Annotated in this window: 26 protein-coding genes; 13 read left to right on the top strand and 13 right to left on the bottom strand. The window is 63.2% G+C overall.

Translation table 11 applies throughout. The annotated features are described in order from the left end of the window. Window positions 1-61 precede the first annotated feature (61 nt). A complete protein-coding gene (gene rpmB / locus VGO12_RS22325; RefSeq protein WP_034806568.1) occupies window positions 62-352 on the top strand; it encodes a 50S ribosomal protein L28 in 291 nt (96 codons plus the stop codon). A 152-nt stretch (window positions 353-504) separates the two neighbouring features. After that, window positions 505-1,149: a VUT family protein gene (locus VGO12_RS22320; RefSeq protein ID WP_327514926.1), complete on the top strand. Its 645-nt coding sequence runs from the start codon at window positions 505-507 to the stop codon at window positions 1,147-1,149. Between the two features lie 80 nt (window positions 1,150-1,229). Here VGO12_RS22320 and VGO12_RS22315 read toward each other — a convergent pair whose 3' ends face one another. The 6 genes from VGO12_RS22315 to VGO12_RS22290 form a co-directional block, all read right to left on the bottom strand. Then, a complete protein-coding gene (locus tag VGO12_RS22315; RefSeq protein WP_327514925.1) occupies window positions 1,230-1,682 on the bottom strand; it encodes a GNAT family N-acetyltransferase in 453 nt (150 codons plus the stop codon). Between the two features lie 395 nt (window positions 1,683-2,077). Continuing rightward, window positions 2,078-3,082 (bottom strand): esterase-like activity of phytase family protein, encoded by a 1,005-nt coding sequence (locus VGO12_RS22310; protein WP_327514924.1) that lies wholly within the window; start codon window positions 3,080-3,082, stop codon window positions 2,078-2,080. A 182-nt stretch (window positions 3,083-3,264) separates the two neighbouring features. Further along, window positions 3,265-5,181, bottom strand: coding sequence for a cobaltochelatase subunit CobT (cobT, locus tag VGO12_RS22305; RefSeq protein ID WP_414650764.1), 1,917 nt, complete (start codon window positions 5,179-5,181; stop codon window positions 3,265-3,267). Then, entirely contained in the window at window positions 5,157-5,597 is a 441-nt protein-coding gene (locus VGO12_RS22300; RefSeq protein ID WP_327514922.1) for a GNAT family N-acetyltransferase, read from the bottom strand. The genes cobT and VGO12_RS22300 overlap by 25 nt, the downstream gene beginning before the upstream one ends. Before the next feature lie 3 nt (window positions 5,598-5,600). Further along, on the bottom strand, window positions 5,601-6,596 hold the full coding sequence (gene cobS, locus VGO12_RS22295) for a cobaltochelatase subunit CobS (RefSeq protein WP_043623109.1): 996 nt from the start codon (window positions 6,594-6,596) through the stop codon (window positions 5,601-5,603). A gap of 74 nt (window positions 6,597-6,670) precedes the next feature. Next, a complete protein-coding gene (locus VGO12_RS22290) occupies window positions 6,671-7,306 on the bottom strand; it encodes a J domain-containing protein (RefSeq protein ID WP_034806549.1) in 636 nt (211 codons plus the stop codon). Window positions 7,307-7,455: 149 nt separating this feature from the next. Here VGO12_RS22290 and VGO12_RS22285 point away from each other — a divergent pair, with 149 nt between their 5' ends. Then, window positions 7,456-7,737 (top strand): BolA family transcriptional regulator, encoded by a 282-nt coding sequence (locus VGO12_RS22285; RefSeq protein ID WP_327514921.1) that lies wholly within the window; start codon window positions 7,456-7,458, stop codon window positions 7,735-7,737. A 4-nt stretch (window positions 7,738-7,741) separates the two neighbouring features. Here the strand turns inward: VGO12_RS22285 and VGO12_RS22280 are convergent, their stop codons facing one another. From VGO12_RS22280 to VGO12_RS22270, 3 genes are read right to left on the bottom strand one after another with little or no spacing between them, the layout of a single operon-like run. Further along, window positions 7,742-9,049 carry an HlyC/CorC family transporter gene (locus tag VGO12_RS22280; RefSeq protein WP_327514920.1) on the bottom strand — a complete coding sequence of 436 codons (1,308 nt, stop codon included), beginning with the start codon at window positions 9,047-9,049 and terminating at the stop codon, window positions 7,742-7,744. Continuing rightward, entirely contained in the window at window positions 9,046-10,179 is a 1,134-nt protein-coding gene (gene aroB / locus VGO12_RS22275) for a 3-dehydroquinate synthase (protein ID WP_327514919.1), read from the bottom strand. Before aroB ends, VGO12_RS22280 begins: the two co-directional genes overlap by 4 nt. Next, window positions 10,172-10,762: a shikimate kinase gene (locus VGO12_RS22270; RefSeq protein ID WP_327514918.1), complete on the bottom strand. Its 591-nt coding sequence runs from the start codon at window positions 10,760-10,762 to the stop codon at window positions 10,172-10,174. The genes aroB and VGO12_RS22270 overlap by 8 nt, the downstream gene beginning before the upstream one ends. Window positions 10,763-10,992: 230 nt before the next feature. Between VGO12_RS22270 and VGO12_RS22265 the strand changes: the two genes are divergently transcribed. The 5 genes from VGO12_RS22265 to VGO12_RS22245 all read left to right on the top strand — a co-directional run bounded on the left by VGO12_RS22265 (window position 10,993) and on the right by VGO12_RS22245 (window position 15,058). Beyond that, window positions 10,993-11,142, top strand: a complete 150-nt coding sequence (locus VGO12_RS22265) for a hypothetical protein (protein ID WP_104664452.1) — start codon at window positions 10,993-10,995, stop codon at window positions 11,140-11,142. Further along, a complete protein-coding gene (gene xerD, locus VGO12_RS22260; protein WP_327514917.1) occupies window positions 11,139-12,095 on the top strand; it encodes a site-specific tyrosine recombinase XerD in 957 nt (318 codons plus the stop codon). The genes VGO12_RS22265 and xerD overlap by 4 nt, the downstream gene beginning before the upstream one ends. Before the next feature lie 64 nt (window positions 12,096-12,159). After that, window positions 12,160-13,113 carry an acetyl-CoA carboxylase carboxyltransferase subunit alpha gene (locus tag VGO12_RS22255; protein WP_327514916.1) on the top strand — a complete coding sequence of 318 codons (954 nt, stop codon included), beginning with the start codon at window positions 12,160-12,162 and terminating at the stop codon, window positions 13,111-13,113. Between the two features lie 257 nt (window positions 13,114-13,370). Further along, window positions 13,371-14,822: a murein L,D-transpeptidase family protein gene (locus tag VGO12_RS22250; RefSeq protein ID WP_327514915.1), complete on the top strand. Its 1,452-nt coding sequence runs from the start codon at window positions 13,371-13,373 to the stop codon at window positions 14,820-14,822. Continuing rightward, complete coding sequence (locus VGO12_RS22245; protein ID WP_327514914.1) at window positions 14,822-15,058, top strand: sulfurtransferase TusA family protein; 237 nt, start codon at window positions 14,822-14,824, stop codon at window positions 15,056-15,058. The genes VGO12_RS22250 and VGO12_RS22245 overlap by 1 nt, the downstream gene beginning before the upstream one ends. Before the next feature lie 165 nt (window positions 15,059-15,223). On the opposite strand, the gene VGO12_RS22240 is transcribed toward VGO12_RS22245, so the two are convergent. Both VGO12_RS22240 and VGO12_RS22235 read right to left on the bottom strand, forming a co-directional pair. Beyond that, entirely contained in the window at window positions 15,224-16,393 is a 1,170-nt protein-coding gene (locus VGO12_RS22240; RefSeq protein ID WP_327514928.1) for a GTP-binding protein, read from the bottom strand. 12 nt (window positions 16,394-16,405) lie between these two features. After that, entirely contained in the window at window positions 16,406-17,476 is a 1,071-nt protein-coding gene (locus VGO12_RS22235) for a D-alanyl-D-alanine carboxypeptidase family protein (protein WP_414650763.1), read from the bottom strand. A 193-nt stretch (window positions 17,477-17,669) separates the two neighbouring features. Here VGO12_RS22235 and VGO12_RS22230 point away from each other — a divergent pair, with 193 nt between their 5' ends. Together VGO12_RS22230 and VGO12_RS22225 are read left to right on the top strand one after the other, a co-directional pair. Then, a complete protein-coding gene (locus VGO12_RS22230; protein ID WP_327514913.1) occupies window positions 17,670-18,833 on the top strand; it encodes a M20 aminoacylase family protein in 1,164 nt (387 codons plus the stop codon). 19 nt (window positions 18,834-18,852) lie between these two features. Further along, complete coding sequence (locus tag VGO12_RS22225; RefSeq protein WP_034806518.1) at window positions 18,853-19,317, top strand: Lrp/AsnC ligand binding domain-containing protein; 465 nt, start codon at window positions 18,853-18,855, stop codon at window positions 19,315-19,317. 286 nt (window positions 19,318-19,603) lie between these two features. Here the strand turns inward: VGO12_RS22225 and VGO12_RS22220 are convergent, their stop codons facing one another. Beyond that, window positions 19,604-20,650, bottom strand: coding sequence for an NAD(P)-dependent alcohol dehydrogenase (locus VGO12_RS22220; RefSeq protein WP_327514912.1), 1,047 nt, complete (start codon window positions 20,648-20,650; stop codon window positions 19,604-19,606). 218 nt (window positions 20,651-20,868) lie between these two features. Here VGO12_RS22220 and VGO12_RS22215 point away from each other — a divergent pair, with 218 nt between their 5' ends. After that, window positions 20,869-21,807, top strand: coding sequence for an AraC family transcriptional regulator (locus VGO12_RS22215; protein WP_327514911.1), 939 nt, complete (start codon window positions 20,869-20,871; stop codon window positions 21,805-21,807). Window positions 21,808-21,822: 15 nt separating this feature from the next. Here the strand turns inward: VGO12_RS22215 and VGO12_RS22210 are convergent, their stop codons facing one another. Further along, window positions 21,823-22,305, bottom strand: a complete 483-nt coding sequence (locus tag VGO12_RS22210; protein WP_327514910.1) for an Lrp/AsnC family transcriptional regulator — start codon at window positions 22,303-22,305, stop codon at window positions 21,823-21,825. A gap of 78 nt (window positions 22,306-22,383) precedes the next feature. On the opposite strand from VGO12_RS22210, the gene VGO12_RS22205 reads away from it, so the two are divergent. Together VGO12_RS22205 and VGO12_RS22200 are read left to right on the top strand one after the other, a co-directional pair. Then, window positions 22,384-25,440 carry an aminotransferase class III-fold pyridoxal phosphate-dependent enzyme gene (locus tag VGO12_RS22205; protein WP_327514909.1) on the top strand — a complete coding sequence of 1,019 codons (3,057 nt, stop codon included), beginning with the start codon at window positions 22,384-22,386 and terminating at the stop codon, window positions 25,438-25,440. Between the two features lie 108 nt (window positions 25,441-25,548). Next, window positions 25,549-26,559, top strand: a complete 1,011-nt coding sequence (locus VGO12_RS22200; RefSeq protein ID WP_414650762.1) for an amino acid ABC transporter substrate-binding protein — start codon at window positions 25,549-25,551, stop codon at window positions 26,557-26,559. Window positions 26,560-26,793 lie beyond the last annotated feature (234 nt).

Here is a 26,793-nt window from a genome sequence, read left to right as displayed (position 1 = left end):
GCGGCCTGGGCTCTGGGCCCGCTACCGCATTGTCCGGCGGCGATAAAGAAATAGGTGTACCATGTCCCGTAGTTGCGAATTGACCGGCAAGGGCGTCCAGTCGGGCAACAATGTAAGCCACGCCAACAACAAGACCAAGCGCCGGTTCCTGCCGAACCTGTGCAACGTCACGCTGATTTCCGATGCTCTCGGCCAGCGCTACCGCCTGCGCGTTTCCGCAGCTGCTCTCCGCTCGGTTGAACACCGTGGCGGCCTCGACGCCTTCCTGCTGAAGTCGGACGAGAACGAGCTGAGCATGCGCGCTCGCCTGCTGCGTCGCCAGATCGTCAAGAAGGTTGCTGAAGCCGCCTGATCGGCGCCAGCGTCCTGTCTTTGACACGCGTTTAAAAGGCTTGCGGGTTCATCCGGCAAGCCTTTTTCTCGTGCGCATATTTTACACTCGTCGGCCGGACGTTCCGCCCGGCTCCGATTCCTCTAGCTGGTGGCATCTCCCAGGATAAAAAAATGCTGATAAACCGCACATTCTTCGTCTATGTCGCCCTCATGACCCTCGTGGTCGTGGCCTCGAACTTCCTGGTTCAATATCCGCTGCCGGGCTCGATCGCCGGCATGCAGCTGGGTGACCTGCTCACCTGGGGCGCCTTCAGCTATCCCTTCGCCTTCCTCGTGACCGACCTGACAAACCGCCAGTTCGGACCACGCATCGCCCGCCGGGTGGTGGTCGCAGGCTTCATCGTCGCAGTTCTCCTGTCTTTCGTCGCCGCCACGCCGCGCATCGCGATTGCGTCCGGCTCGGCCTTCCTGTTTGGCCAGTTGCTGGACATCTCGGTGTTCAACAGGCTGCGCCGCCAGAGCTGGTGGCACGCGCCGCTCGCAGGCTCGCTGATCGGCTCGGCGCTCGACACCGCGCTGTTCTTCTCATTCGCCTTTGCGCCGTACTTCGTGTTCTTCGGGCCGAACGACAGCTTTGCGCTGGAGACAGCACCGCTGCTCGGCGTGCTTTCGACCGAGGCGCCGCGCTGGATTTCCTGGGCGATCGGCGACCTCAGCGTCAAGATCCTCTGCGGTCTCGTCATGCTTCTGCCCTATGGCGCGCTGATGAACCTGATCAAGCCTATGCCGCCGGCAGAAGCCAAGATTCGCGCCTGATAGCTGCGGGGCATCCCAGCCGGACTTAGAAAACGACACGGGGAAGGACGGCGACAGCCGCCCTTCCCCACTTTCGTTCGTCAACGCCGCTTCAGAAGCATCTGGGCGTTTTCAAAGGGCAGGCCCTCGTCGTCATTCGGCCGTCGGGACAGTTCTTCGAAGCCCAGGTTTGCGTAGAAGGCATGGGCCTGCGCATTGGCGGTGTAGACCTCCAGGCGAAGCTGGCCCTTCAGCTGCAGGGCGTGCGCCACCAGGAGGCGCCCGATGCCGGCGCCCTGATGGCGCGGTGACACGAACAGCCCGCCGATGAAATCGTCGAGCAGGCTGACGAACCCCGCCGGCGCACCATTGCGCGTCGCGACCCATGTCTCCGCCTTCGGCAGATACACGGTTTCGATCAGCACGCGCTGCTCGCGAAGGCGGGCCTCGCCGACAAAGGCATGCGCCGTTGTCGAGGCTTCGAACCAGATGGCCGACAAGTCTTCCATATCCGCAGCCTCATAGGCGCGGATGATCACATCCATGTTTTTCATGATTTTTCCGTTTGGTAGATATGCGTCAAGAGACGGCGCCCACCACGTGCTTGCCATGATCGTTGCCGACCAAAGGACAAGGCATGCAGCAATTCAAAACGCGACAGCGTCCGTTGCACGCCCGAAGGGACGCGCGGCGCTGTCGCAAGCGCCTATTTAAACCGCGGTTGCGGACAAATTTTCAGCCTCTGCGCATAGGTCTCCTTCAACGAACGGCTGGCCAATAGGCCCGCACGTACGGCGTGTCAAGCACCTGGGAAAGTCAACCGGGTCGCGTGGCAGACGGGGTGGCCGGTCCGGCCCAAACCTTGATGCAGCCTTGTTCCAGCCTTCACAATACGGGCTGTAAGCCGCTCATCGCTTCGCCCTGGACTGCCTTCCAGCCGCGTATCGCTTTACTGCGTCAGGGCCGTCGTCAGGCGGAACTCGAGCATCAGGTTGCGCTCGAGGATCGAGTGATTGTCATCGGAGACGACGATCACGCGGATTTCGCCATCGGGCCGGACGAGGACGTCGAGACCTTCCATGTTGTCGATCTGATAGCGCATGTCCGCCTCGAAGATCACCTCGCCGTCGACGACGGCGCCCGGCTTGATCGTGTCGCCGGCAATGCGGCGGATCTGCATGCCGAGACCGGAGCCGAACGAGAAGCGCCGCTCGAGCAGCAGCAGGTCGCCATTCGGCAGGAACGCGCCGTCAGTCGCCGCATAGGGGTCCTTGCGCACCACCGAAAAGGCCCCGCGCTGCGGGCCGTCGAGAATGCCGGCCAGCAGGTTGTCGGCCTTGTCGACGCTGCGCTCGGCAATCGCGATCATCGCGCCGGCGAGCGGGCTGTCCTTCGGCGAGACGGCAATCGTTTCGATGCCGGCATTGCTGCGGAGCTCGCTGATCGGAAATGGCAGTTCCAGGCTTCCGATCGGCGTGGAAGCGGCAAAACCCGGATCCGGATAGATGTCGATGCGGTGCGCCTGTTCGTAGCTGACGATCGCCTGTCCTTGGCGCAGCGCAAGCCCCTCGGAATCCACCTTCCACTTCGCAAGGCCGACGTCGCCATTGCGGTCGGCCATCGGCGTGGCGACGAGATCGGTGACGCCGGAAAGTCGTCCTTCGGCATCGCGGGTCACGGCGCCCGAAAGCCAATGGCCGGTGTCCATCACGGCGACGAAGGAGGTCCCATCAGGACGGAAGCGGATCGCCGACACAGCGCCGAACAGGGCGTTCGACGAGGTCATCTCCAGGCCGCCGACAAACTCCAGTGCGCCGAACCGGGTGGCGCTGGAACCAACCTCGAAATTGCTGATCTGACGGCTGCGGATCGGCAGCGTTTCGCTGGCCGCCGCGGACCATGCCGAGCTGGCCGAAGCCAGGAGAAATAGGGCGAAGAGGCCACGGCCAAGCATGGGGAGACGTACCTTCAGGGGAGAAATGCAAAAGATCTGCGTGCAGCGCTGGGAGCGCCGCCACGCATGGTAGCTTGGTAGACTGTAAAACTGTGTCCGTAAATTGACTTTGATCCGCGGACAGGTCTGCCGACCCGCGCAGGCAACCGGAAGCGGCGCGACGCCGCCACCGGATGGACCGGTTAACCGGCCCGGCGCAGGCGCGAGGAACCACGGCGCTGGCTCTCGTCCTCAAACAGCGCCGCCAGCTGCTCGGTCATGGCGCCCGCGAGCTCGTCGGCATCGACGATGGTCACGGCGCGACGGTAGTAGCGCGTCACGTCGTGGCCGATGCCGATCGCGAGCAGTTCGACAGGCGAGCGCGTCTCGATCTGCTCGATGACGGCGCGCAGGTGGCGCTCCAGATAATTGCCGGGATTGACCGACAGCGTCGAGTCGTCGACCGGCGCACCATCGGAGATCATCATCAGGATGCGGCGCTGCTCGCGTCGCGCCATCAGCCGCTCATGCGCCCAGATCAGCGCCTCGCCATCGATGTTCTCCTTGAGCAGGCCCTCGCGCATCATCAGGCCGAGATTGCGGCGCGCCCGACGCCAGGGAGCGTCGGCAGACTTGTAGACGATGTGGCGCAGGTCGTTGAGCCGGCCCGGCGCCTGCGGCTTGCCGCCGGCCAGCCACTTCTCGCGCGATTGCCCGCCTTTCCACGCCTTGGTGGTGAAGCCGAGGATCTCGACCTTGACGCCGCAGCGCTCGAGCGTGCGCGCAAGAATGTCGGCGCAGGTGGCGGCCACCGTGATCGGACGGCCGCGCATCGAGCCGGAATTGTCGATCAGCAGCGTCACGACGGTGTCGCGGAAGTTGGTGTCCTTCTCGCGCTTGAAGGAGAGCGGCTGCATCGGATCGATGATGATGCGCTGAAGCCGCGCCGAGTCGAGATAACCCTCTTCGAGATCGAACTCCCAGGAGCGGTTCTGCTGCGCCATCAGCCGGCGCTGCAGCCGGTTGGCAAGCCGCCCGACCGCGCCCTGGAGATGGGCAAGCTGCTTGTCGAGGAAGGCGCGCAGCCGGTCGAGTTCGGCTTCGTCGCAAAGCTCTTCGGACGCGATGGTCTCGTCGAACTCGCGGGTAAAGACGGTGTAGTCGACTTTTTCGTTGAAGTCGGCGAAGGGCTGGTTCGGTCGCTTGACCTCGCCAGGCGTCTCGCTGTCCTCGTCGCCCTCGTCCTGGAGATCATCGTCGGAGATTTCCGCGCCGTCCATCTCGCCTTCTTCCATCTGCTCTTCAGCAGCCTGGTTCTCGTCGGCGGGTGCGGCATCGTCGCCGGCTTCCTCGTCGCTGGCGTTCTCGTCCTGCTCCTGGCTGCGCGGCTGGTCCTCGTCGGTCTCGCTGTCCTGATCGTCCGGCTCGTTGTCGTCGTCGCCGTACTTCTCTGCGACCTCCATCGAGGTCAGCATGTCGCGCACGACGCGGGCGAAAGCCTGCTGGTCGTTGATCGCCGACGACAGGTTCTTGATATCGCCCGACGCCTTGCCTTCGATGAACTCGCGCCAGAGGTCGAGCACCTTGCCGGCCGATGCCGGCGGCTTCTCGCCAGTGAGCTTCTCGCGCACCAGGAGCGCCACGGCTTCGCCGAGCGGTGCGTCGGCCTGGCGCTCGATCGTGGCGAAGTTCGCCTTGGCGTATTTTTCCGAAAGCATGACGTTGAGGTTCTTGGCAACGCCGGCCATGCGCAGCGCGCCGATCGCCTCGACACGCGCCTGCTCCACCGCGTCGAAGATCGCGCGCGCGTCGGCACCCTGCGGCGACATGGTCGCGTGGATGCGGGCATCGTGACAGGCCTTGCGCAGCGCCATGCTGTCGCCGAGGCCACGGGTGACGCTCAGCTCCTGCAGCGTCGGGCGCTTGGAAAGTTCCGGCAGGCGGATACGCTCGCCCGTCATGCCCGGTCGCTCGTTGGCGAAAGCGACTTCAACTTCGGCATCGCCCGCGATCGATCGGATGCAGCCGGAAAGCGCCCGCTTGAACGGTTCCGCTGCATTCTCGCGCGTGGTTGGCTTTGCCTTCGAGTTCGAGCTCACGACAGTTCCTTTTTCAGCCAGAGACGATGAAAGCCCTGCGGGAAATCATCGAGTTTGCCATAAACCTCATAACCCAGCTTCTGATAGAAGCCGTCGCCCTGGAAGCTGAACGTGTCGACATAGACGTAGCGGGCGCCGCGATTTGCGGCGATCGCCTCGACACGCGCAACGAGCTCTCGCCCGCTGCCCGATCCCCTCAGCGCCTCGTCTACCCAGAGCAGTTCGATGAAGCACCAGTTCCACGCGGTGTAGGCGACGATGCCGCCTACGATCTCGTCGCTGTCGTCACGCACCGAAACGGCGAAGCGCTTGTATTTGGCACTTCCCGCCTTTTCGAGATTGAAGGCCTTGAGGCCCTTGAAGACCGCGCTTGCGGTCTTCGTGACGCTCTTTTCTTCAACGAAGCGAAGCGCGCCCGTGCCCTTCGCCTCCGCCATGGCTCAAGCGGTGGCTTCAAGCACGATGTTGGCAGCGCTTTCCTTGAGCTCGATGCCGAAGGCGCGCTGATAGTGCTCGGCGACCAGCGCCCGCTCCAGCTCGTCGCACTTGTTGAGGAAGGTCACGCGGAAGGCAAAGGCGATGTCGCCGAAGATATGCGCGTTCTCGGCCCAGGTGATGACGGTGCGCGGGCTCATGACGGTCGAAAGATCGCCGTTGATGAAGGCTGCACGGGTAAGGTCGGCAACGCGAACCATCTTGGAAACGGTCTCGCGGCCCTTGTCGGCCGTGAAGCCCTTGACCTTGGCGGCGACGATGTCGACTTCCTTGTCATGCGGCAGGTAGTTGAGCGTCGTCACGATCGACCAGCGGTCCATCTGCGCCTGGTTGATCTGCTGCGTGCCGTGGTAGAGGCCGGTGGTGTCGCCGAGGCCGACCGTGTTGGCGGTCGCAAACAGGCGGAAGGCCGGGTGCGGGCGAATGACGCGGCTCTGGTCGAGCAGCGTCAGGCGGCCGGAGGATTCCAGCACGCGCTGGATGACGAACATCACGTCCGGCCGGCCGGCATCGTACTCGTCGAAGACGAGCGCGACATTGTGCTGGTAGGCCCAGGGCAGGATGCCGTCCTTGAACTCGGTGACCTGCATGCCGTCCTTGACGACGATCGCATCCTTGCCGACGAGGTCGATACGGCTGACATGGCTGTCGAGGTTGACGCGCACGCACGGCCAGTTGAGGCGGGCGGCGACCTGCTCGATATGGGTCGACTTGCCGGTGCCGTGATAGCCCGACACCATCACGCGTCGGTTATGGGCGAAGCCTGCGAGAATGGCGAGCGTGGTTTCGCGGTCGAAGAGGTAGTCCGGATCGAGGTCCGGCACATAGGCGTCGCCCTTCGAGTAGGCAGGAACGCGCAAATCCGTATCAATGCCGAAAACCTCCCGGACGGAGATCGTCGTGTCGGGGAGGTTGGAAATGTCGAGGTCAATCTTGCTCATCATGTCTCCAGAGCGGCCACCGGACGGCACCCGCGCATTCGCCTGCAAAAGTGCTTCTGTATTAATCCGGGTTGTTAGCAGAAACCAGCCTGTTTTAACAATTGGTAGGCCTGAATAACCGCGCGAAAACGCTCTTCCGATCCTCTGTCTCCGCCATTGGCATCGGGGTGATGCTTCTTGACGAGGTCCTTGTAGGCCGCCTTGATGTCGGCAGTCGTCGCCGAAGCACCGAGACCGAGCGTCTCGAAGGCCTTCGCCTCGAGCGTCTTCAGCTTGCGCTGACGGGGCTCCGGACGACCGGATCGCGCCCGCGCCTCGCTGACGAAGCCGAAGGGATCGCGCATGCGGGCCTGCGCGCCAGCGGAGCCGGACCGCGTCTGCGACTGGGTCGGGCCGTTCTTGGCATTCTTGTTGACGCCGACCGTCCAGGTCGGCCGATGACCGGTGATCGCTTCCTTCTGGTAGCGCGCGACCTCGCTGTCGGAGAGGCCGGAGAAGAAATTGTAGCCCTTGTTGTACTCCTTCACATGCTCGAAACAGAACATGAAGTACTGGCCCTCGGCATTGCGGCCGACGGGTGCCCGATGCACGCCCTTCTGGTCGCAACCGTCCCACTGGCACACGGGCGCCGCCGGCTCCGCCTGCGGCTCCACCTTGCGCCGGGTGCGAATGCGATCGAAGTATTTTGAATCGAGTCTCATGGCGCTCATTATGGGGTTTGGCCGGGGCCACAACAAGAATTGACAAAGCGGAATGTTGCTGGCTTTGTGCGGGCATTTTGCGCCGCCGAGCCCGCGATTGCCGGGGTACTGCTGACTTGCGAGGGGGCGCCAAGCAAACAGCAAAATGGGACGGAAGAATGTCGCTCACCGACACGATCGAAAAGAAGCTGACCGAAGCCTTCCATCCCGAAAGGCTTGCGGTCATCAACGAGAGCCACATGCACGCCGGACACCAGCCCGGCTTTGATGGCGGTGGCGAATCCCATATGCGGGTGCGCATCGTGTCGAGCGCCTTTGCCGGCATGAGCCGCGTTGCCCGTCACCGCGCGATCAACGATCTGCTGAAGCCCGAACTCGACGCCGGCCTGCATGCGCTGGCGGTCGAGGTCGCCGCCCCCGGAGAGCCTACGCGCTGGTAGCCAATCAGGCCGGCGGAGCACCCTCTTCCGCCGGGCGGATGCGCAGCTTGGTGATCCGGTTCTTCACCCGTTTCATCACGATGAAACGCTTACCGTGGAAGGTGAAGGCCTGACGTTCCTCGGGAATGCTCTTGGACTCGTGGATCACGAGACCGGCAACCGTCGTCGCCTCTTCGTCCGGCAGCGACCAGTCGAGGGCCCGGTTGAGGTCGCGGATCGGCACCGAACCATCGACGACGATCGACCCGTCCGCTTCCTGGCGCACGCCCTGGATATCGAGATCGTGCTCGTCGGCGATGTCGCCGACGATCTCTTCCAGAATATCCTCCAGCGTCACCAGACCCTGAACCTGGCCATATTCGTCGACGACGATCGCCAGATGCAGCTTGCGGCGCAGGAACGCGTTCAGCTGGTCCTTGAGGTTGGTCGTATCCGGTACGAACCAGGGTTTTTGCGCGATCTTGACGATATCGAGGTTTTCCGGCTCGACATTGGGCTCGGCGAGCGCCCGAAGCAGGTCCTTGGAATGCACGACGCCGATGATGTTGTCGGTCGAGCCGCGCCACACCGGCAGCCGGGTGAACGGGCTTTCGAGAATGTCGCGAACGCAGACCTCCGGCGGTTCGTCGGCATTGATCGCCCGCATGTTGGTGCGGTGGATCATGATGTCGGAGATTTCGAGCTCGCCGAGATCGAGCACGCCGCCCAGCCGGTCGCGGTCGGCCTTGATTACCGAGCCCTCCCGGTGCAGGAAATCCACGGCGCCGCGCAGCTCCTCATGCGCCGAAAGCATCGACATGTCGGCGGCAAGATTGACGCCGAAGAGATTGAGGATGCGCCGGACGATCCCGTTGACGAGGCTGGAAACCGGCCCGACGATCGCCACGAAGGGTCGAACCAACGGCGCGACAGCGAGCGCAAAACGATCGGGCGATGCAATCGCCCAGCTCTTCGGCAGAACTTCCGAAAAGATCACGAGCAGCACCGTCAAGGCTATCGTCGCAATCGCCACGCCGCTATCGCCGAAAAGACCGATCAGCAGGCTCGTCGTCAGTGACGAAGCAAGGATGTTGACGAGACTGTTGCCGATCAGAAGCGTGCCGATCAGCCGGTCGCGCCGTTCGATCAACCGGTTGACGATGCCGGCGCGCTCCTCGCCATTGTTTTCGAGCGTATGCATGCGCGAGCGCGAAGCGGCCGTCAGCGCCGTTTCGGAGCCCGAGAAGAAGGCGGACAGCACCAGCAGGCCGAAAACCGAAAGGATCGACAGCCAGTATTCCGCCAGGAAGGCAATGAAGGCTTCGCCGGTCATTGCGGATGTTTTTCCCTCAGGAAGCTCAAGACCTCCGACGACGGCACGTCATCGGCAACGAAGGATTGCCCGATGCCGCGCGTCAGGATGAAGGTGAGCTTGCCGCCCTTGACCTTCTTGTCCTGGGCGATCGCGTCCATCAACCGTTCGGCCGGCGGCAGGGTGCCGGGGATTTCCGACATACGCGTCGGCAGGCCAACGGCCCTCAGATGCGCCTCGACACGGGTCGCGTCGTCGGTGCTCGCAAGGTTCATGCGCGTCGAGAACTGGTGCGCCAGAACCATACCGATCGAGACGCCCTCGCCGTGCACAAGGCGGGCACTGTCATATTCGGTTGCCGCTTCCAGTGCATGGCCGAAGGTATGGCCGAGATTGAGAAGCGCGCGTTGGCCGTTTTCGCGCTCGTCTGCGGCAACGACGTCCGCCTTCGCCTGGCAGCTGACGGCAATCGCCTCGATGCGAGCGCTGCCTCCGGCAAAGACCGCCTGCCAGTTCTTCTCGAGCCAGGCAAAAAACTCCGGCTTGTCGATCAACCCGTATTTCGCCACTTCCGCATAACCGGCGCGGAACTCGCGCTCGCTCAGCGTGTCGAGCACGTCGGTGTCGGCCAGCACCAGGTCCGGCTGATGGAAAACGCCGATAAGGTTCTTGCCGTGCGGCGAATTGATGCCGGTCTTGCCGCCTACGGAAGAATCGACCTGGGCGAGCAGCGACGTCGGGATCTGGATGAAGCGCGAGCCGCGGCGCACGATGCCGGCGGCAAAGCCGGTGAGATCGCCGATGACCCCGCCGCCGAGCGCAATCACAGCGTCGTTGCGTTCGATGCGGGCGCCGAGCACGGTTTCGCAGACCGGGATCAATTGCTCGAAGCTCTTGGTCTTCTCGCCGGCCGGAAGCACCAGCGACACGGCGTCGATGTCGTGGCCCTTGAAGCTCGCCATCAGCGGCTCGAGATAGAGCGGCGCAACGTTTTCGTCGGTAATGACCGCCATCTTGCGCCCTTTCAGGCGTGCAGCAATCTCCTGGCCAGCGGCCGCGATCAGCCCGGGGCCGATCAGGATATCGTAGGAACGGTCGCCGAGATCGACACGGACCTTGCGTTCGGCGGCAGGCATCGCATGGCTATTCATGGGTCTTCTTGTCCTGGTATTCGATGACGGCGTTGAGAACATCTTCCACCATCGTCTCTTTCTTCACATCGCGCGACAGCACCGTCAGGTCGGCCTGCGCATAGATCGGATAGCGCGCGTTCATCAGGTTTTCGAGCGTCTGCCTGGGGTTTTCCGTCTTCAGCAGCGGCCGGGTGTCGCGCTTGTTGACCCGCTCCCAGAGCACGTCGAGCTCGGCGTTCAGCCAGACCGTCAGGCCGCCCTTCTTGATCTGGCGGCGCGAGCGCTCGTTGATATAGGCGCCGCCGCCGGTCGAGACCACGCGCGGTCCGCTGCGCAGAAGCCGTTTCAAAACCCGCGTCTCGAGCGCGCGAAACTCTTCCTCGCCATAGCGGGCGAAGAGATCGCTGATCGTCATGCGCGAGACGCGCTCGATCTCATGGTCGGAATCGACAAAGGGAATGCCGAGCGCCTGGGCCGTCAATCGCCCGATCGCCGACTTGCCGGCGCCCATCAGGCCGATGAACACGAGATTGCGTTTACCGAGCGCAAGCTTCGCCCGCTCTGTCAGCGTTGCCGAAACCGGATCGATCACGTCGTTCATTGGACTTCTTGTTCCCCATTCCCTTCCGATATCGACAAATCGGGGAGGAGCGTCAAGTCGTCGCGCGCGTGCGCTCACGGTTCTTGAACTCCGCCGAAGTGGCGTTCATATAGATCTGGCACCCGCCATCGCGCCGCGCATTCATCCGGATGCGCGATCACCCTGGCCGTTTGAACGCCTGCATGCCTGCGCTTTCCGTTCGACGAAGGCTCCATGCAGAGGAGATTGAAATGCCGACCCTCTTCCGGTTCCTGTTCTTTTGCGCCGTCATCGCGGGCATAGTCTACGGCACGATGGTCTCGCTCGTCACCTTCGTCGAGCCGACGGAGCGCGACGTGACCGTGAAGATCCCGTCGGAGCGGGTGAACAAGACCCAATGAGCGATCTTTCCGCCGCCCATGTCGAGGCTTTCCTCGAAATGATGAGCGCCGAGCGCGGTGCAGCAGTCAACACGCTGCAATCCTACGAGCGCGACCTGGAGGATGCGTCCTCGCATCTGCGCACGCGTGGAACAGCACTGACGGCGGCGAACCCGGACGACCTTCGCGCCTATCTCGCCCATCTCGCCGGTCAGGGTTTCAAGCCGTCGTCGCAGGCACGGCGCCTGTCGGCGCTGCGGCAATTCTACAAGTTCCTCTATGCCGAAGGTTTGCGCGGTGACGATCCGACCGGCATCCTCGATGCGCCGAAAAAGGGACGCAGCCTGCCGAAGACGCTGAGCGTCGAGGACGTCTCGCGCCTGATCGGACAGGCCGAGAGCGAGGCGAAAGCAGGCGGCGACGACCACCTGACGAAACTGCGCATGCATGCGCTGATCGAACTTCTCTATGCGACCGGCATGCGTGTCAGCGAACTTGTCTCGCTTCCGGCTAGCGTGCTGCAACAGAACGGCCGGTTCCTGGTGATCCGCGGAAAGGGCAACAAGGACCGGCTCGTTCCGCTCTCCCACGCCGCCATCCGCGCCATGCGCGACTATGGCGCGGCCCTTGCCGTGGAAGTCGCCAAGGAGGAGGCCGGCAGTCGCGACAGCCCGTGGCTCTTTCCCTCCTCTGGCAAGCAGGGCTTTCTGCCGCGCCAAGTCTTTGCCAGGGACCTGAAGTCGCTGGCCGCGCGCGCCGGCGTCAGGGTCGCCACCATCTCCCCGCACGTGCTGCGTCACGCCTTCGCGAGCCACCTGCTTGCCAATGGCGCCGACCTTCGCGCGGTGCAGGAACTGCTCGGCCACTCGGACATTTCAACGACACAAATCTATACGCATGTGCTGGAAGAACGGCTGCACAACCTCGTGCAAAACCATCACCCTCTTGCCAAACAGGCGAAAAAACAGGATTAGGACCGCCGGGCAGGCTGGTTTCGGCCCGCAGACCCTTGTCGCAAAATGATCGGAAACGCATCTCATGCACAACTATCTCGATTTCGAAAAACCCATCTCCGACCTCGAAGGCAAGATTCTTGAACTCAAGAAGCTGGCCGGCGAAGACGAGAGCGTGAACACTTCGGATGAGATCGAGCGCCTGGAGACGCGCGTGCGCGACGCGATGGCCGAGATCTATTCCAAGCTGACGCCCTGGCAGAAGACCCAGGTCGCCCGTCACCCCTCGCGCCCACACTTTCTCGACTATGCGGCCGAACTCTTCACCGAGTTCACGCCGCTCGCCGGCGACCGCAATTTCGCCAACGACGACGCCATCCAGGCCGGCCTTGCGCGTTTCCGCGGCATGCCGGTCGCCGTCCTCGGCCAGGAAAAGGGCAACGACACCAAGTCGCGCATCAAGCACAATTTCGGCAGCCCGCGACCGGAAGGCTACCGCAAGGCCATCCGCGTCATGGAGATGGCCGATCGTTTCGGCCTGCCGCTGATCACGCTCGTCGACACCGCAGGCGCCTATCCGGGTGTCAACGCCGAAGAGCGCGGCCAGGCGGAAGCCATCGCCCGCTCGACCGAGACCTGCCTCAACGTGCGCGTGCCGATCGTCACCGTGGTCATCGGCGAAGGCGGTTCGGGCGGCGCGATCGCGATCGCCACCGGCAACCGCGTCTACATGCTCGAACATGCGATCTACAGCGTCATCTCGCCGGAAGGTGCCGCCTCGATCCTGTGGCGCGATTCCACCCGCGCCAAGGAGGCTGCCAGCAACATGAAGATCACCTCCGATGATCTGAAGGCCCTTGGCGTCATCGACGGCATCATCCAGGAACCGGTCGGCGGCGCCCACCGCGACCCGAACGCCGTCATCAACCGCACCGGGACAGTGATTGCCGACGCGCTGAAGGACCTCTCCGGTCGCAGCGGCGACCAGCTGCGCACCGATCGCCGGCAGAAATACCTCAATATCGGCCGCAACCTCTAAGCAGGAAATGGGACCCGGGCGAAGAACGATTGCCCGCCCCACCAGTGGCAGCGATTGCGGGAGCGGCTTTCGCAACCGGAAAGCGGACTATGGCCAAATCTTGGCCATATTCATGAGGTCATGAACAGCGTCGTCGGCAGGGCTGCCTGCAGGGTTAAGAATTCGTGAAGTATAATCGCTTAGTGATTCTCTGAGGAGCCCCTCCCCCCGTGGACTGGGCTCTTCTACTCGAGTTGGGTTTGAACGGGCCTCTGCTGATGCGTTTCTGGAATCTTTTCGCTTCCGCCGCCATTGTCGCCGCGCTTACCGGCTGTACCAACGAAGCGCTCGACGCCACGACGTCGGTCGACATCAAGTCCGTCAAAAACAAGACCGAGTACCAGGTCTCTGCTCCGATGGTCAAAAAGATGAGCGAACTTGGCATGCAGAAGCAGGCCCCGATCGCGCTGCGTATCTTCAAGGAGGAAGGCACGCTCGAGGTCTGGAAGGCCAACACGGCCAATCGCTTCCAGCTTTTGAAGACCTACAAGATCTGCGCCTGGTCGGGCAAGCTCGGCCCGAAGGTGAAGGAAGGCGACCGTCAGGCGCCGGAAGGCTTCTATCCGCTCTTCCCGCGCCAGATGAACCCGAATTCGAACTATTATCTGGCGATCAACACCGGCTACCCCAACGCCTACGACAAGGCGAACGGCCGCCAGGGCACCCACCTGATGATCCACGGCGCCTGCTCGTCGTCGGGCTGCTATTCGATGACCGACGAACAGATGATCGAGATCTTCGCGCTCGCCCGCGACAGCTTCAAGGGCGGCCAGGAGAGCGTGCAGCTTCAGGCCTTCCCCTTCCGCATGACGGCGGAAAACATGGCGCGTCACCGCGACAATCCGAACATCGACTTCTGGAAGATGCTGAAGGTAGGCTACGACCAGTTCGAAGTCACCAAGCGTCCGCCTGAAGTCAACGTCTGCGAAAAGAAATACGTCTTCAACCAGCAGGCGTCCGGTCCGTTCAATCCTGGCGGACAGTGCCCGGCCATGTCGACGCCGCCGGCATTGCAGGTCGCCATGTCGAGCTTCGAGAAGAGCTACCAAACCGACTACGACAAGGCCATGAAGAAGTATGACGGCATGGTCTGGTACGAGCCAAGCGAAGCCGAGCGCAAGGCGATCGTCGCCAAGCAGCGCGTCGGCCGCGAACTCGCCTATGCGCCGACCGGCAACTCGCTCGACGCCGGCAAGATGATGAAGGCGAGTGATCTCGAAAAGAAGATCGCCGATCAGAAGGAAGCGGAAGAGACCAAGCAGGCCGTCGAGATCCAGAAGAAGGAACTCGAAAAGGCGACCGATGGCGGCAAGCACGTGCCCGTCCCCGCCGCCAATCCCGTGCCGCAGCCGGTGATGCAGGCGGCCGTCGAGGAACCGAAGAAGTCCTTCTGGAGCCTGTTCTCGAAGAGCGAACCGGAACTGCAGATGCCGGCTCCCGTCGTCATCACGCCGGACCAACCGGCAAGCGGGCAACAGGCCGTCGTGCCGCCGCAGGCACAGGAGCCTGCAAAGACGAGCAAGCAGACACGTGCGACAGCGACCACTGCCGCAGGGCAGCAGACCGCCGCCGTTGCGACGGCGCCTGCCCCCGACGTGACGCCAGAGACGCCCGTCATCACCGAAGAGCCGCCAAAGAAGCGCCCGTTCTGGAAGATCTGGGGCAATTGATGCCGGACGAAAAAAAGATCGTCTATGACCTGAGGGGGCTTAAGTGCCCCCTTCCCGTTTTGAAGACACGCAAGCGCATGGTCGCGCTGGCGCCGGGTGCGTTGATCGAGGTCGAGACCACCGACCCCCTGGCAGCGATCGATATTCCGCATTTCTGCAACGAGGACGGCCACACGCTTGAAGCGTCCGCAGCCGCTGACGGCGGCCACCGCTTTCTCATTCGCAAGGGCTGCTGAAGGGTTGCCGCACGGACAAGCGCTTTAGCACTTTTCCTGGATCTGGCTTCAAGCGTCGGCCGCAACTTTGGACGGAAAACCGCTTCGCACTTTTCCTGGAGCTTGCTTCAAGCCTCGGCCGCAACTCCGGACGGAAAACCGCTTCGCACTTTTCCTGGAGCTTGCTTAGAACCGCATTCCCGGGATCGCGAGCGGGTTGTCCGAGAGCGCCTGCGCGTCCGGCCGGTCGATGCGCGGTTTGCCGGTAAAGGCGTCGAAGAGGTCGCGGACGAACTCTTCCGTCAGCCCCTTGGTGATCAGCACCATGCGGGTGCGCCGGTCGTTCGGGTCTGGCCAGGCGGCAAGCCGTTCCGGCGTGTGGAAGACGTTCTGCACGCCGTGCAGCACCAGCGGCCGGTCGGGCCGGTCGGCGACCGCGACGATCGCCTTCATCCGCAAGAGCTTCTCGCCATGGGCCGAGCGCAGGAGGTCGATGAACATGTCGAGCGCCATTGGCTCGATCGGCCGATCGTGCACGATGCTGAACGAGCGAATGTCGCCGCCATGCCGGTTCACGTCGTGATGATGATGGTGATGATCGTGCGCATGGCCATGGTGATGGCCATCGTGGTCATGGTCATGATGATCGTCGTGATGATGATGATCGCCGTTGTCGTGGCCCGCCTCGTCCTGCAGCCAGCGGCCGACGTCGGCGATCTTGGCGGACGGATCGTAGAGGCCGCACTCGAACAGCCGCGCGCGACCCGCCTCGTCGCTATCGCCGTCGATCAGCGGCGCACGCGGATTGAGCTCCCGGATGCGGGCCGTCAGCGCGTCGCGCATGGAGGCCTCGGCAAGCCCCCTCTTGCTGACGACGATACGGTCGGCAACAGCGACCTGCTTCAGGGCTTCATCGTGATTGGCGATCGTCTGCAGGCCGTTGACGGCATCGACGACGGTGACCACGCCATCCAGGCGAAAATTCTGCGCGATGACGGGATTGCCGATCACCGACTGCAGCACCGGCGCCGGATCGGCAAGGCCGGTGGTTTCGATGACGACGCGCTTCAGCGGCTTGATCTTGCCGGTCTGCATCCGGTCCATCAGATCGGCAAGCGTGTCGACCAGCTCGCCACGCACCGTGCAGCAGAGGCAACCGTCGGATAGCTCGATGACGCCGTCGCTGGAGGCTTCCACCAAAAGGTGATCGATCGAGACATCGCCGAATTCGTTGATGATGACGGCCGTGTCGGAAAGATCGGGATCCTTCAGGAGCCGGTTGAGCAATGTCGTCTTGCCCGCACCGAGAAAGCCGGTGAGGATCGAGACCGGCACCGCCGGCAAGGGGCTAACCATCATGAACTCCGATCAGAATGTCGGCCGCGGCACCGGGATCGGCACATTGGCAGCGTCGCCTTGCGCGGTCTCTTCGGCGACGATCTTCGGCGCCTTTTCCCCGCTGCCGGGAATGAGGCCGGCGAAGGCGAGCTTCAACGGCCGGTTGATCTCGTGGATATAGGGCGAAAGCAGTTTCTGGCGTCCCGCCTCGTCGCGGCTCTCGCTGCGCACCTTGGCGGCTGCCTTCGAGCAGATCTGCTTGCTGACGTCGGCAACCATATCACGCGTGTCGCCATAGGCGGGGATCTGCACCAGCGACGGCTTGCCGTTGCCGCTCGTCGTCAGCGCCATCTGCAACAGCCGCGCGGATTCGTCGGTGCGAGCGCCGAGGCTGTCTTCGCCGAGCACGACCGAGACGACGCTGCGGCCGTCTCGGGTGGCAGACGACACCTGGTTGAAGCCGGATGCACAGATGAAGCCCGTCTTCATGCCGTCAGCGCCTTCGAAGCGGCCGATCAGCTTGTTGTAGTTCGGATAGTCCTTCTTGCCGGTCGTAAAACCTTCGAGCGAGAAATAGGAGGCGTATTGCGGGAACTCGCGCTTGATCGTGATCGCGAGAACCGCAAGATCGCGGGCCGTCGTATACTGACCGGGACCGGGCAGCCCGTTGGGATTGATGAAGTTGGACGAGGTCATGCCGATGCGGCGCGCTTCGGTGTTCATCCGCGCGATGAAGGCGGGCTCGGACCCGCCGACCGTCTCGGCGATCGCAACGGCCACGTCGTTTGCCGATTTGACGAGCATCATCTTCAGGGCGCTGTCGAGCGTCATCGCCTGGCCGGGCTTGTAGAACATCTTGCTCGGCGGTTCGGCGGCCGCGTTCTTGGTCATGACCACGGGGCTTTCGAGCGTCAGTTGCCCGGACTTGATGGCGCGGAACGTCGTATAGGCCGTCATCAGCTTGGTCAGCGACGCCGGATACCATTTCTGGAAGATATCCTGGTGCTCGTAGACCTTCAACGAATTGACGTCGACGACCAGTCTCGGATTGGCCGCGGCCGGAAGCGCCGCAAGAAGCGTCGCGCACGTCGCTGCCGTCACTCCGAGCGCCTTCATCTTGCCACGCGTGAAAAATCCTGCTGTCACCACGATAGGACCTCGAAAATCCGCTGTTGCCTCGTCTCGTCCGGCTATTTAGCCTATATGGCGATGAGATGGCAAAGCCCATTCACGCGGGCCGCTGCCAATCCACCGCAGATACTCTAGTGATCGAACAGACCGACAGGACGAACCGATGCCGATACTCAACCGTGCCACCGAGCTCCAGAACGAAGTCGCCGAATGGCGGCGCCACCTGCACAGGAACCCGGAGCTCCTGTTCGCGGTCGAAAATACGGCATCCTTCGTCGAAAAGAAACTGAAGGAATTCGGCGTTGACGAAGTCGTGACGGGTCTCGGGCGCACCGGCGTCGTAGGCCTCATCCGCGGCAATCTCGGCGCTGGCCGCACCATCGGCCTTCGCGCCGACATGGACGCGCTGCCGATCACCGAGACCAGCGGCAAGCCCTGGGCGTCGGAAACATCAGGCAAGATGCATGCCTGCGGCCATGACGGCCACACCGCCATGCTGCTCGGCGCCGCCAAGTACCTGGCCGAGACCCGCAATTTCGCCGGCAATGTCGCGGTTATCTTCCAGCCGGCCGAAGAAGGCGGCGGTGGCGGCAACGAGATGGTCAAGGACGGCATGATGGAGCGCTTCGCGATCGCCGAGGTCTACGGCATGCACAACATGCCGGGCATGCCCGTCGGCCAGTTCGGCAGCCGCGTCGGTCCGATCATGGCCTCCACCGACGAGTTCACCATCACCATCAAGGGCCGCGGCGGCCATGCGGCCCAGCCGCACAAGACGATTGACCCGATCGTCGTTGGCACCCAGATCGTCACGGCATTGCAGACGATCGCGTCCCGCACCGTCGATCCGCTCGCCTCCGTCGTCGTCTCGGTGACCAAGTTCCACGCCGGCTTCGCCCATAACGTCATCCCGGAGGATGCGATCCTCGGCGGCACCGTGCGCACGCTGATGCCCGAGGTACGCGACATCGGCGAGGCGCGCATCCGCACGATCGCCGAGGGCGTCGCCGGCATCTACGGCGCCACGGTCGACGTCGCCTACAACCGCAACTATCCGGTAACCGTCAACCATGCCGACGAGACCGGCTATGCGCTCAAGGCGGCGGCCGAGATCGCCGGAGACACCAATGTCAAGCCGTCGCTCGACCCGATGATGGGTGGCGAGGACTTCTCCTACATGCTGAACGCCCGCCCCGGCGCCTTCGTCTTCATGGGCAATGGCGACACCGCTGGGCTGCACCATCCGGCCTATGATTTCAACGACGAAGCCATCCCGCACGGCATCTCCTACTGGGTGAAGCTCGCGGAAACGCGACTTGCCGCCTGAGGCACGGATGGGAGGCTCCATGCATCAGATCGACAAGATTGACCGTCGCATTCTCAACATTCTCCAGGCGGATGGGCGCATCACCAATCTGGAGCTTGCCGACCGCATCGGCCTGTCGCCGACGGCGACCAGCGAGCGGCTGCGCCGGCTGCTGAAGGAAGGTTATGTCTCGGGTTTCGGTGCGAGGCTCGATCCGCAGAAGCTCGGCTTCGGCCTGCTGGTGTTCATCGAGGTCATGCTCGACAAGACGACGCCCGACGTCTTCGACCAGTTCGCCGCCGCCGTCAAACAGGCGCCGGCCGTGCTCGAGTGTCACATGGTGGCCGGCGGCTTCGATTATCTGGTGAAGACCAGGTTCGAAGACATGGCCGCCTACCGCAACTTCCTCGGCCAGGTGCTCTGGACGCTGCCGGGCGTCAAGGAAACACGCACCTATGCCGTGATGGAAGAGATCAAGAACGACGGGCCGCTGCCGCTCGTTTGAAGGAGGCTTTGCTCCGCCTGGTGCGGAGGTGCCCCCCTCTGCCCGACAATGAGTGGTGGATCATCGTAGCGGTTTAATGAGCGGTAGATCATCGCCGCAGTTATAGGATAATTGCGGCATTCAGCGGACACCCTGAACCCGTGCTCGGTCCAAAGGTGGATCGGAGCATTGCCCCAAATCGATCTCCCCCCTTGTGGTGGAGATGCCCGGCAGGGCAGAGGGGGGTGTCACCACCCACCGCCCCGCCCAAGGGCGCGGCATCCCTCAATTAGATGCCGCAAACGCGTCACTCCGCCAGCGACGCCATATCGATAACGAAGCGGTAGCGCACGTCGCTCTTGACGACCCGCTCATAGGCTTCGTTGATCTGCTGGATGCGGATCGTCTCGATTTCCGAGACGATGTCGTGCTTGCCGCAGAAGTCGAGCATTTCCTGGGTTTCCTTGATCGAGCCGATCATCGAGCCGGAAATGCTGCGGCGCGCGGGGACCAACGAGAAGGCGTGCACGGGAACCGCATTTTCCGGAATGCCGACCAGCACCAGATCGCCATCGACCTTCAACAGGTTGAGGTAGGCGTTCCAGTCGATCTCGGCGGCAACCGTGCAGATGATCAGGTCGAACGTACCGGCCAGCGCCGTGAAGGTTTCCGGGTCGTTGGTGGCGTAGTAGTGGTCGGCGCCGAGCTTCAGCCCGTCTTCCTTCTTGGAAAGGGTCTGGCTGAGCACGGTGACGTCAGCCCCCATGGCGTGCGCCAGCTTGACGCCCATGTGGCCGAGGCCGCCCATGCCGACGATCGCGACCTTCTTGCCGGGACCGGCCTTCCAGTGGCGCAGAGGCGAATAGAGCGTGATGCCTGCGCAAAGAAGCGGTGCGGATGCATCGAGCGGCAGGTTTTCCGGGATCGAAAGCACGTAGCCTTCCCGAACGACGATATGGTCGGAATAGCCGCCCTGTGTCGGCGTCTTGCCGTCGGCCTCGACACCGTTATAGGTCACGATCAGGCCCGGCATGTAGTGTTCCAGGTCGAGGTCACGGGTGGCGCAGGTGGTGCAGGAATCGACGAAGCAGCCGACGCCGGCGCGGTCGCCCACCTTGAACTTCGTGACCTTCGAGCCGACCGCCGTCACGATGCCGACGATCTCGTGGCCGGGAACCATCGGGAAGGCGGAATTGCCCCATTCGTTGCGGGCCTGGTGGATGTCGGAGTGGCAGACGCCGCAATATTTGATTTCGATCACCACATCGTCGTCGGCAGGTTCCCGGCGCTCGAAGGTAAACGGTGTCAGCGGCTTCGACGCATCGGTCGCCGCATATCCTCTTGCAATGGCCATCAGTCTGTCCTCATTTTGGGAAAGGGTGCAGGCCCGGAGGGAGTCCGGCCTGACGCACTTCGGACTATGGGGGCGCAGGCACGACAAGCGTTAGAGCGATCCTGCAAAGTTTTTGCACGATCCTACAAGATTGACAGAGGGGTCCTGGAGATGGCACGTCGACGCCCTATCTGAGCGTTGCCTCACACAATGCTAAGCCGCTGGAAAGACCGTAGATTATGACAGACCTGCGACAGACTGCCCGTCCCGAGATGATCGAGGTCATTGCCCGGTTCGCCGACCGCGATGGCGACCACATGACCCGGATTTCCGGCCTGACCCTGCACCGCCACGGCGGCGATGCGCCTGTCAATTGCTCTGCCTACAGGCCCAGTCTGGCGATCATCGTGCAGGGCGCGAAACGGGTGGTGTTGGGCGACGAGACGCTGATCTACGGTGCCTCGGACTATCTGCTGACCTCGATCGACCTTCCGGTTCTCTCCCAGGTCTGCCAGGCCTCGGCTGACGAACCCTATCTCAGCATGGCCTTCACGCTCGACCCGGGCAAGATCCAGGCCCTGCTTGCCTCGCTTTCGCAGCTGCCGGCGCCGAGCGCCTCGGCGCGCGGCATGAGCGTCAGCAAGATCAGGCCCGATCTGGAGGACGCGGCCCTGCGCCTGCTTCGCCTGCTCGAGCGGCCGGACGATATCCCGGCCCTGCTGCCGCTGATCGAACAGGAAATCCTCTACCGGCTCTTGACCGGCCCACACGGCCACCGCCTCAGGCAGATGGCGACAACCGACAGCCAGCCGCATCAGGTCGGCCGCGCCGTCGCCTGGCTGAAGGAACATTATTCGCGGCCGCTCAGGATCGACGACCTCGCCAACCGCGTTTCCATGAGCGTGTCGTCGCTGCATCATCATTTCAAGGCGATTACCGCCATGAGCCCCCTGCAATACCAGAAGCAGCTTCGTCTTCAGGAAGCGCGGCGGCTGATGCTGGAGGAACTGCTCGACGCCGGTGATGCCGGCCATCAGGTCGGCTACGAGAGCCAGTCGCAGTTCAGCCGCGAATATGCGCGCCATTTCGGCGAGCCGCCGATGCGCGACATCGGCCGGGTGCGCCGCTCGCTCATCGAACGGCTGGGGCCGCAGACGGAGATGCTGAGCGAGGGTTAGAGGAACTCTGGCGACTCAGCTGCGCTCGATATCTCTTCTGAGCACGATCGACGTCGTCAGGTCCTCGACATTGTCCATCGTCGCCACCTCGTTGCGCAGTTCGTTGAGCGCATTGATCGAGCCGACCTCGACTTCGACGACGAGATCCAGCTGGCCGCTGACCGAGGACACCTTGCGCACCGACGAAAAGCCGGCAAGCCGATCAAGCACGCCGATCGATGGTGTGCGCTTCAGGGTCACCAGCAGGAAGGCCTGGATGGTGCCCTCCTCCAGTTGCCCGATATCGGCGCGATAGCCACGAATGATGCCGGCCTTTTCGAGCCGGCCGACCCTCTCGGTCGTGGCACTTCTCGACAGCCCGATCCGGCCAGCCAGCGACTTCATCGGGATGCGCGCCTCCTGCGAGAGGATGCTGAGAATAGTGCGGTCGATCGCGTCGATGTCCTGCATATCCGGTCCCCTTGATCGCGCCGACAAGATGACGGTTATTATAAACATTATGCCGGTGCAACCGGCATAATGCCGGATGCATCGCGTCGCCGCTCATGTAACTCTCGCTGATAGATGAGGGTCCCCATGAACGATATGCTGACGACGACACCTGACTTTTCGACCGATGCCGCAGCCGCACTGCTAAAAGAGCATTATGGCCTGACCGGCGCGCTGTCGCTGCTTGCGAGCGAACGCGACCAGAATTTCAAGGTCGAGACCGAAAGGGGCGGCACCTATATTCTGAAGATCATCAACGGCGCCGAACCCGTTGCCGAAAGCGATTTTCAGACGGCGCTTCTCAGCCACGTCGGCACTCATGCCGCGGATCTGCCGGTGCCGCATATCCGCCCGACGATCGACGGCGCGAGCCTCGCTTCGATCACAAGTGCGCGCGGCGTCACCCATCGCCTTCGGCTCGTCAGCTGGGTCGAGGGCCTGCCGCTCGCCGAAACGGCGCGCAGCGATGCAGCCCTGCAGTCGCTCGGGCAGATGCTCGGCCGCTTCGACGCCTCGCTCAAGGGCTTCATGCATCCGGGCGCGCTGCGCGACCTCGACTGGGACATCCGCCATGCGGGCCGCTCGGCCGATCGGCTGCATCATGTCGCGTCGGCCGACGACCGCGCCCTGCTTCAGCGCTTTCTCGCCCGCTTCGAAAAATCGGTCGCGCCGCGCCTTGCCACCCTTCGCGCCGCCGTCATTCACAACGACGCCAACGACTGGAACGTGCTGGTCGCCAAGGCCGACCACGACACCATTTCCGGCCTCATCGATTTCGGCGACGCATTGCATGCGCCCATAATCGCCGAGGTCGCGATCGCCGCCGCCTATGCCGGGCTCGACCATCCCGATCCGATCGGCGCGGCCGCTGCAATCGCCCGCGGCTTTCATCAGGAATACCCGCTGGCGGAAGAAGAGATCGACCTTCTGTTCGATCTCATCGCCATCAGGCTCGTCACCTCCGTCACCATCTCGGCGTCCCGTCGCGCCCACACCGACGACAACCCCTATCTCGCGATCAGCGAGCGTCCGGCCTGGACGCTGCTGCGCAAGCTCGACCGGATGAACCCGCGTTTCGCCACGGCGATCCTGCGGCATGCCTGCGGCTTCGAGGCAACGCCCGGCGCCCGCGATGTCATCGCCTGGATCAACGCCAACCGCAAATCGCTGAAGCCGCTGCTTGAGCGCCCCGCCGCCACCTATCCGGCGGCACTCGTGCCCTATGGCGATCCGACGCATCCGATGACGGTGAAATCCGCCGGCGAACAGCCGGATGAAGCCCAGGCGATCTGGGACGACCATTGCCGCGAGCATGGCATAACCCTCGGCATCGGCCCCTTCGCCGAAGAGCGCACCGTTTATGCCGGCGAGATGTTCGTCTCACGCTTCATCGACCACACCCGCCGCACACGCCATCTCGGCCTCGACCTGTTCATGGCATCAGGCACAAAAGTGTTCACCCCGCTTGCCGCCACCGTCGTCAGCGTCGAGATCGAGAAAGACCCGCTCGGCTACGGCTGCCTGATCGCGCTTCGTCACGAGCCCGAGGGCTGCCCGCCCTTCGTCACGCTGTGGGGCCACATGGCGCACGAAGCGCTCGACCGCATCAAGGCTGGCGACCGGCTGGAAGCCGGCGCGCTGGTCGGCGAGATGGGTGCTCCGAAGGAAAATGGCGGCTGGGCGCCGCATCTGCACCTGCAGCTTTCGACCGACACCAGCCTGACGGCGACCGAAATCCTCGGCGTCGGCGAGCCGCAGTTTCTCGACGTCTGGGCCGAGCTCTTCCCGGATGCCCGAACCTTTGGCGGCATCGCCGAGGAATTTTACGAGAAGAGGGGCCGCTCGCACGAGGAGATCGTCAGGCGTCGCAAGGAATTGCTCTTGCCGAACCTCTCGATCTCCTACGAAAAGCCGATCAAGTTCGTGCGCGGCGAAGGCGTGTGGCTGATCGACGACAGCGGGCGCGCCTATCTCGACTGCTTCAACAATGTCTGCCACATCGGCCACGCCCATCCGGCCGTCGTCGAGGCGATGGCGAGGCAAGCCGCAGTCCTCAACACCAACACCCGTTACCTGCACGACAACATCGTCGCCTATGCCGAGCGGCTGACGGCGACGCTGCCGAAGGAGTTGACCGTCGCCGGCTTCGTCAACAGCGGCTCGGAGGCCAACAGTCTCGCGCTCCGCCTGATGCGCGCCCATACCGGCCGCGAGAATGCGATTACGCTCGACTGGTCCTACCACGGCACGACGCAGGAGCTGATCGATATCAGCCCCTACAAGTTCCGCCGCAAGGGCGGCAAGGGTCCGAAGCCACATGTGCATGTGGCAACCATCCCCGACAGCTACCATGCGCCGGCGGACTGGCCGGCCGAGGAGCACGGCAAGCGTTTTGCCGAAAGCGTCGCCGAGTTGATCGCGACGATGCAAACCAAGGGCGAAGGGCCCGGCTTCTTCATCGCCGAGTCTATTCCGAGCGTCGCCGGCCAGGTGTTCCTGCCGGAAGGCTATCTGAAGGAAGTCTACCGGATGGTGCGCGAGGCCGGCGGCGTCTGCATCGCCGATGAAGTCCAGGTCGGCTTCGGCCGTGTCGGCAGCCATTGGTGGGCCTTCGAAACACAAGGGGTCGTGCCCGACATCGTCACCATGGGCAAGCCGATCGGCGACGGCCATCCGCTCGCCGCCGTCGTGACCACCCGCGAGGTTACCGACAGCTTCAACAACGGCATGGAGTACTTCAACACCTTCGGCGGCAACCCGGTCTCCTGCGCCGTCGGCCTCGCCGTGCTCGACGTCATCGAGGGACAGGATCTGCGCGGCAACGCGCTTGCGATCGGCAACTATCTGATCGACGCCTTCCGCGCCATGCAGGCGCGCTACGCGGTGATCGGCGACGTGCGCGGCATGGGCCTCTTCCTCGGCATCGAGCTCGTGACGGACCGCAAGACCAAGGCGCCGGCCACCGAATTTGCCCGGGCCGTCTCCAATGGCGCCCGCCGTCGCGGCGTGCTGATGGGCACCGAAGGCCCACATGACAACATCCTGAAAATGCGCCCGCCGATGATCTTCTCGAAGCGCGATGCCGATCATCTGATCGCCGTGCTCGAGGAGACCTTCGAAGACGTATCGAAAACACTCGGCTGAGGCCGGTGCACTAGCAGAACGCACTGAACGAATTGACCGGGATGCAGGACACGCATCCGGGCGGTGAAGACGCATGCCCAAAACATGAAAAAAGAGGAGAACAGGACAATGAAACTTGGAATTCTAGCGCTGGCGAGCGCGGCCTCCCTGGCCGGCACCGCCGCAAACGCCGGTACGCTCGACGTGATCAAGGAGCGCGGCGAGCTTCGCTGCGGCGTCAGCCAGGGCGTGCTCGGCTTTTCCGCGCCCAACGACAAGGGCGAATGGAGCGGCTTCGACATCGATTTCTGCCGCGCGGTCGCAGCCGCAGCACTCGGCAATCCCGACAAGGTGAAATATGTGCCGCTCTCGACCAAGGAGCGCTTCACGGCGTTGCAGTCGGGCGAAGCCGACCTTTTGTCGCGCCAGACCACCTGGACGCTGTCGCGCGACACCGACCTCGGCATGAGCTTCGTCGGCGTCAATTACTATGACGGCCAGGCCTTCATGATCCGCAACGACCTTGGCGTAAAGAGCGTCAAGGAGCTTTCTGGCGCCTCCGTCTGCACCGAGACCGGCACCACGACCGAGCAGAACATGGCGGACTATTTCAGCGCCAACAACATCCAGTACCAGGTGATCGCCTTTGAGAAGGCCGACCAGACGATCCAGGCCTTCAACACCGGACGCTGCGATGTCTATTCGACCGACGCCTCCGCCCTGTATGCCCAGCGCCTGACGCTCAACGACCCCGATCGTTTCGTCGTCCTGCCGGAAGTCATCTCCAAGGAGCCGCTCGGCCCCGCCGTTCGCCAGGGCGACGATCAGTGGTTCAAGATCGTGCGCTGGACGCTGTTTGCGCTGACCGAGGCCGAGGAACTCGGCATCACCAAGGAGAATGCCGCCAAGATCATCGAAAGCGGCACGACGGCGCAGAAGCGCTTCCTCGGCATCGAGAACGAAGCCGGCAAGTCGCTCGGTCTCGATCCGAAATGGGCCTATCAGGCGGTGTCCGCCGTCGGCAACTACGGCGAAGTCTTCGAGCGCCATCTCGGCAAGGACAGCCCGCTCAAGATCGACCGCGGCCTCAACAAACTCTGGAGCAATGGCGGCTTGATGTACGCTCCGCCTGCACGCTGATCCCGCGAGCAATTCCGACGGGTCTTCGTTCGGAATTGCTCGATCGAGAGAGAAGCGCCAACGAGACGCCGCGGCCCTCCCCGCGGCGTCTTCGTTTTTGGCGTTAACGAAAAGCGATTGCGTTCAGCCTGACAGGCCGAAGCGCATCTGGCCGCGGGAAGCTGACCTGTGGCCATTGGTGCCACTGCCAATGTCCAATAGCCCGGTTCACTCGCGATGGATTGGGAAATTCTG

Source organism: Ensifer sp. (assembly GCF_035999135.1).
Lineage (GTDB): Bacteria > Pseudomonadota > Alphaproteobacteria > Rhizobiales > Rhizobiaceae > Ensifer.
This window is presented reverse-complemented; position numbering and strand designations above follow the sequence as displayed.

Bases quoted from the DNA above. Each gene is read 5' to 3' on its own strand.
- VGO12_RS22315 (WP_327514925.1), bottom strand. From the start codon at position 1,682: ATGAAAAACATGGATGTGATCATCCGCGCCTATGAGGCTGCGGATATG.
- VGO12_RS22210 (WP_327514910.1), bottom strand. From the start codon at position 22,305: ATGTTTATAATAACCGTCATCTTGTCGGCGCGATCAAGGGGACCGGAT.
- cobS (WP_043623109.1), bottom strand. From the start codon at position 6,596: ATGAGCAAGATTGACCTCGACATTTCCAACCTCCCCGACACGACGATC.
- VGO12_RS22225 (WP_034806518.1), top strand. From the start codon at position 18,853: ATGCATCAGATCGACAAGATTGACCGTCGCATTCTCAACATTCTCCAG.
- VGO12_RS22245 (WP_327514914.1), top strand. From the start codon at position 14,822: ATGCCGGACGAAAAAAAGATCGTCTATGACCTGAGGGGGCTTAAGTGC.
- rpmB (WP_034806568.1), top strand. From the start codon at position 62: ATGTCCCGTAGTTGCGAATTGACCGGCAAGGGCGTCCAGTCGGGCAAC.
- VGO12_RS22280 (WP_327514920.1), bottom strand. From the start codon at position 9,049: ATGACCGGCGAAGCCTTCATTGCCTTCCTGGCGGAATACTGGCTGTCG.
- VGO12_RS22215 (WP_327514911.1), top strand. From the start codon at position 20,869: ATGACAGACCTGCGACAGACTGCCCGTCCCGAGATGATCGAGGTCATT.
- VGO12_RS22310 (WP_327514924.1), bottom strand. From the start codon at position 3,082: ATGCTTGGCCGTGGCCTCTTCGCCCTATTTCTCCTGGCTTCGGCCAGC.
- VGO12_RS22240 (WP_327514928.1), bottom strand. From the start codon at position 16,393: ATGGTTAGCCCCTTGCCGGCGGTGCCGGTCTCGATCCTCACCGGCTTT.
- VGO12_RS22250 (WP_327514915.1), top strand. From the start codon at position 13,371: ATGCGTTTCTGGAATCTTTTCGCTTCCGCCGCCATTGTCGCCGCGCTT.
- VGO12_RS22290 (WP_034806549.1), bottom strand. From the start codon at position 7,306: ATGAGCGCCATGAGACTCGATTCAAAATACTTCGATCGCATTCGCACC.
- VGO12_RS22320 (WP_327514926.1), top strand. From the start codon at position 505: ATGCTGATAAACCGCACATTCTTCGTCTATGTCGCCCTCATGACCCTC.
- VGO12_RS22300 (WP_327514922.1), bottom strand. From the start codon at position 5,597: ATGGCGGAGGCGAAGGGCACGGGCGCGCTTCGCTTCGTTGAAGAAAAG.
- VGO12_RS22285 (WP_327514921.1), top strand. From the start codon at position 7,456: ATGTCGCTCACCGACACGATCGAAAAGAAGCTGACCGAAGCCTTCCAT.
- VGO12_RS22220 (WP_327514912.1), bottom strand. From the start codon at position 20,650: ATGGCCATTGCAAGAGGATATGCGGCGACCGATGCGTCGAAGCCGCTG.
- aroB (WP_327514919.1), bottom strand. From the start codon at position 10,179: ATGAATAGCCATGCGATGCCTGCCGCCGAACGCAAGGTCCGTGTCGAT.
- VGO12_RS22270 (WP_327514918.1), bottom strand. From the start codon at position 10,762: ATGAACGACGTGATCGATCCGGTTTCGGCAACGCTGACAGAGCGGGCG.
- VGO12_RS22230 (WP_327514913.1), top strand. From the start codon at position 17,670: ATGCCGATACTCAACCGTGCCACCGAGCTCCAGAACGAAGTCGCCGAA.
- xerD (WP_327514917.1), top strand. From the start codon at position 11,139: ATGAGCGATCTTTCCGCCGCCCATGTCGAGGCTTTCCTCGAAATGATG.
- VGO12_RS22265 (WP_104664452.1), top strand. From the start codon at position 10,993: ATGCCGACCCTCTTCCGGTTCCTGTTCTTTTGCGCCGTCATCGCGGGC.
- VGO12_RS22200 (WP_414650762.1), top strand. From the start codon at position 25,549: ATGAAACTTGGAATTCTAGCGCTGGCGAGCGCGGCCTCCCTGGCCGGC.
- VGO12_RS22255 (WP_327514916.1), top strand. From the start codon at position 12,160: ATGCACAACTATCTCGATTTCGAAAAACCCATCTCCGACCTCGAAGGC.
- VGO12_RS22205 (WP_327514909.1), top strand. From the start codon at position 22,384: ATGAACGATATGCTGACGACGACACCTGACTTTTCGACCGATGCCGCA.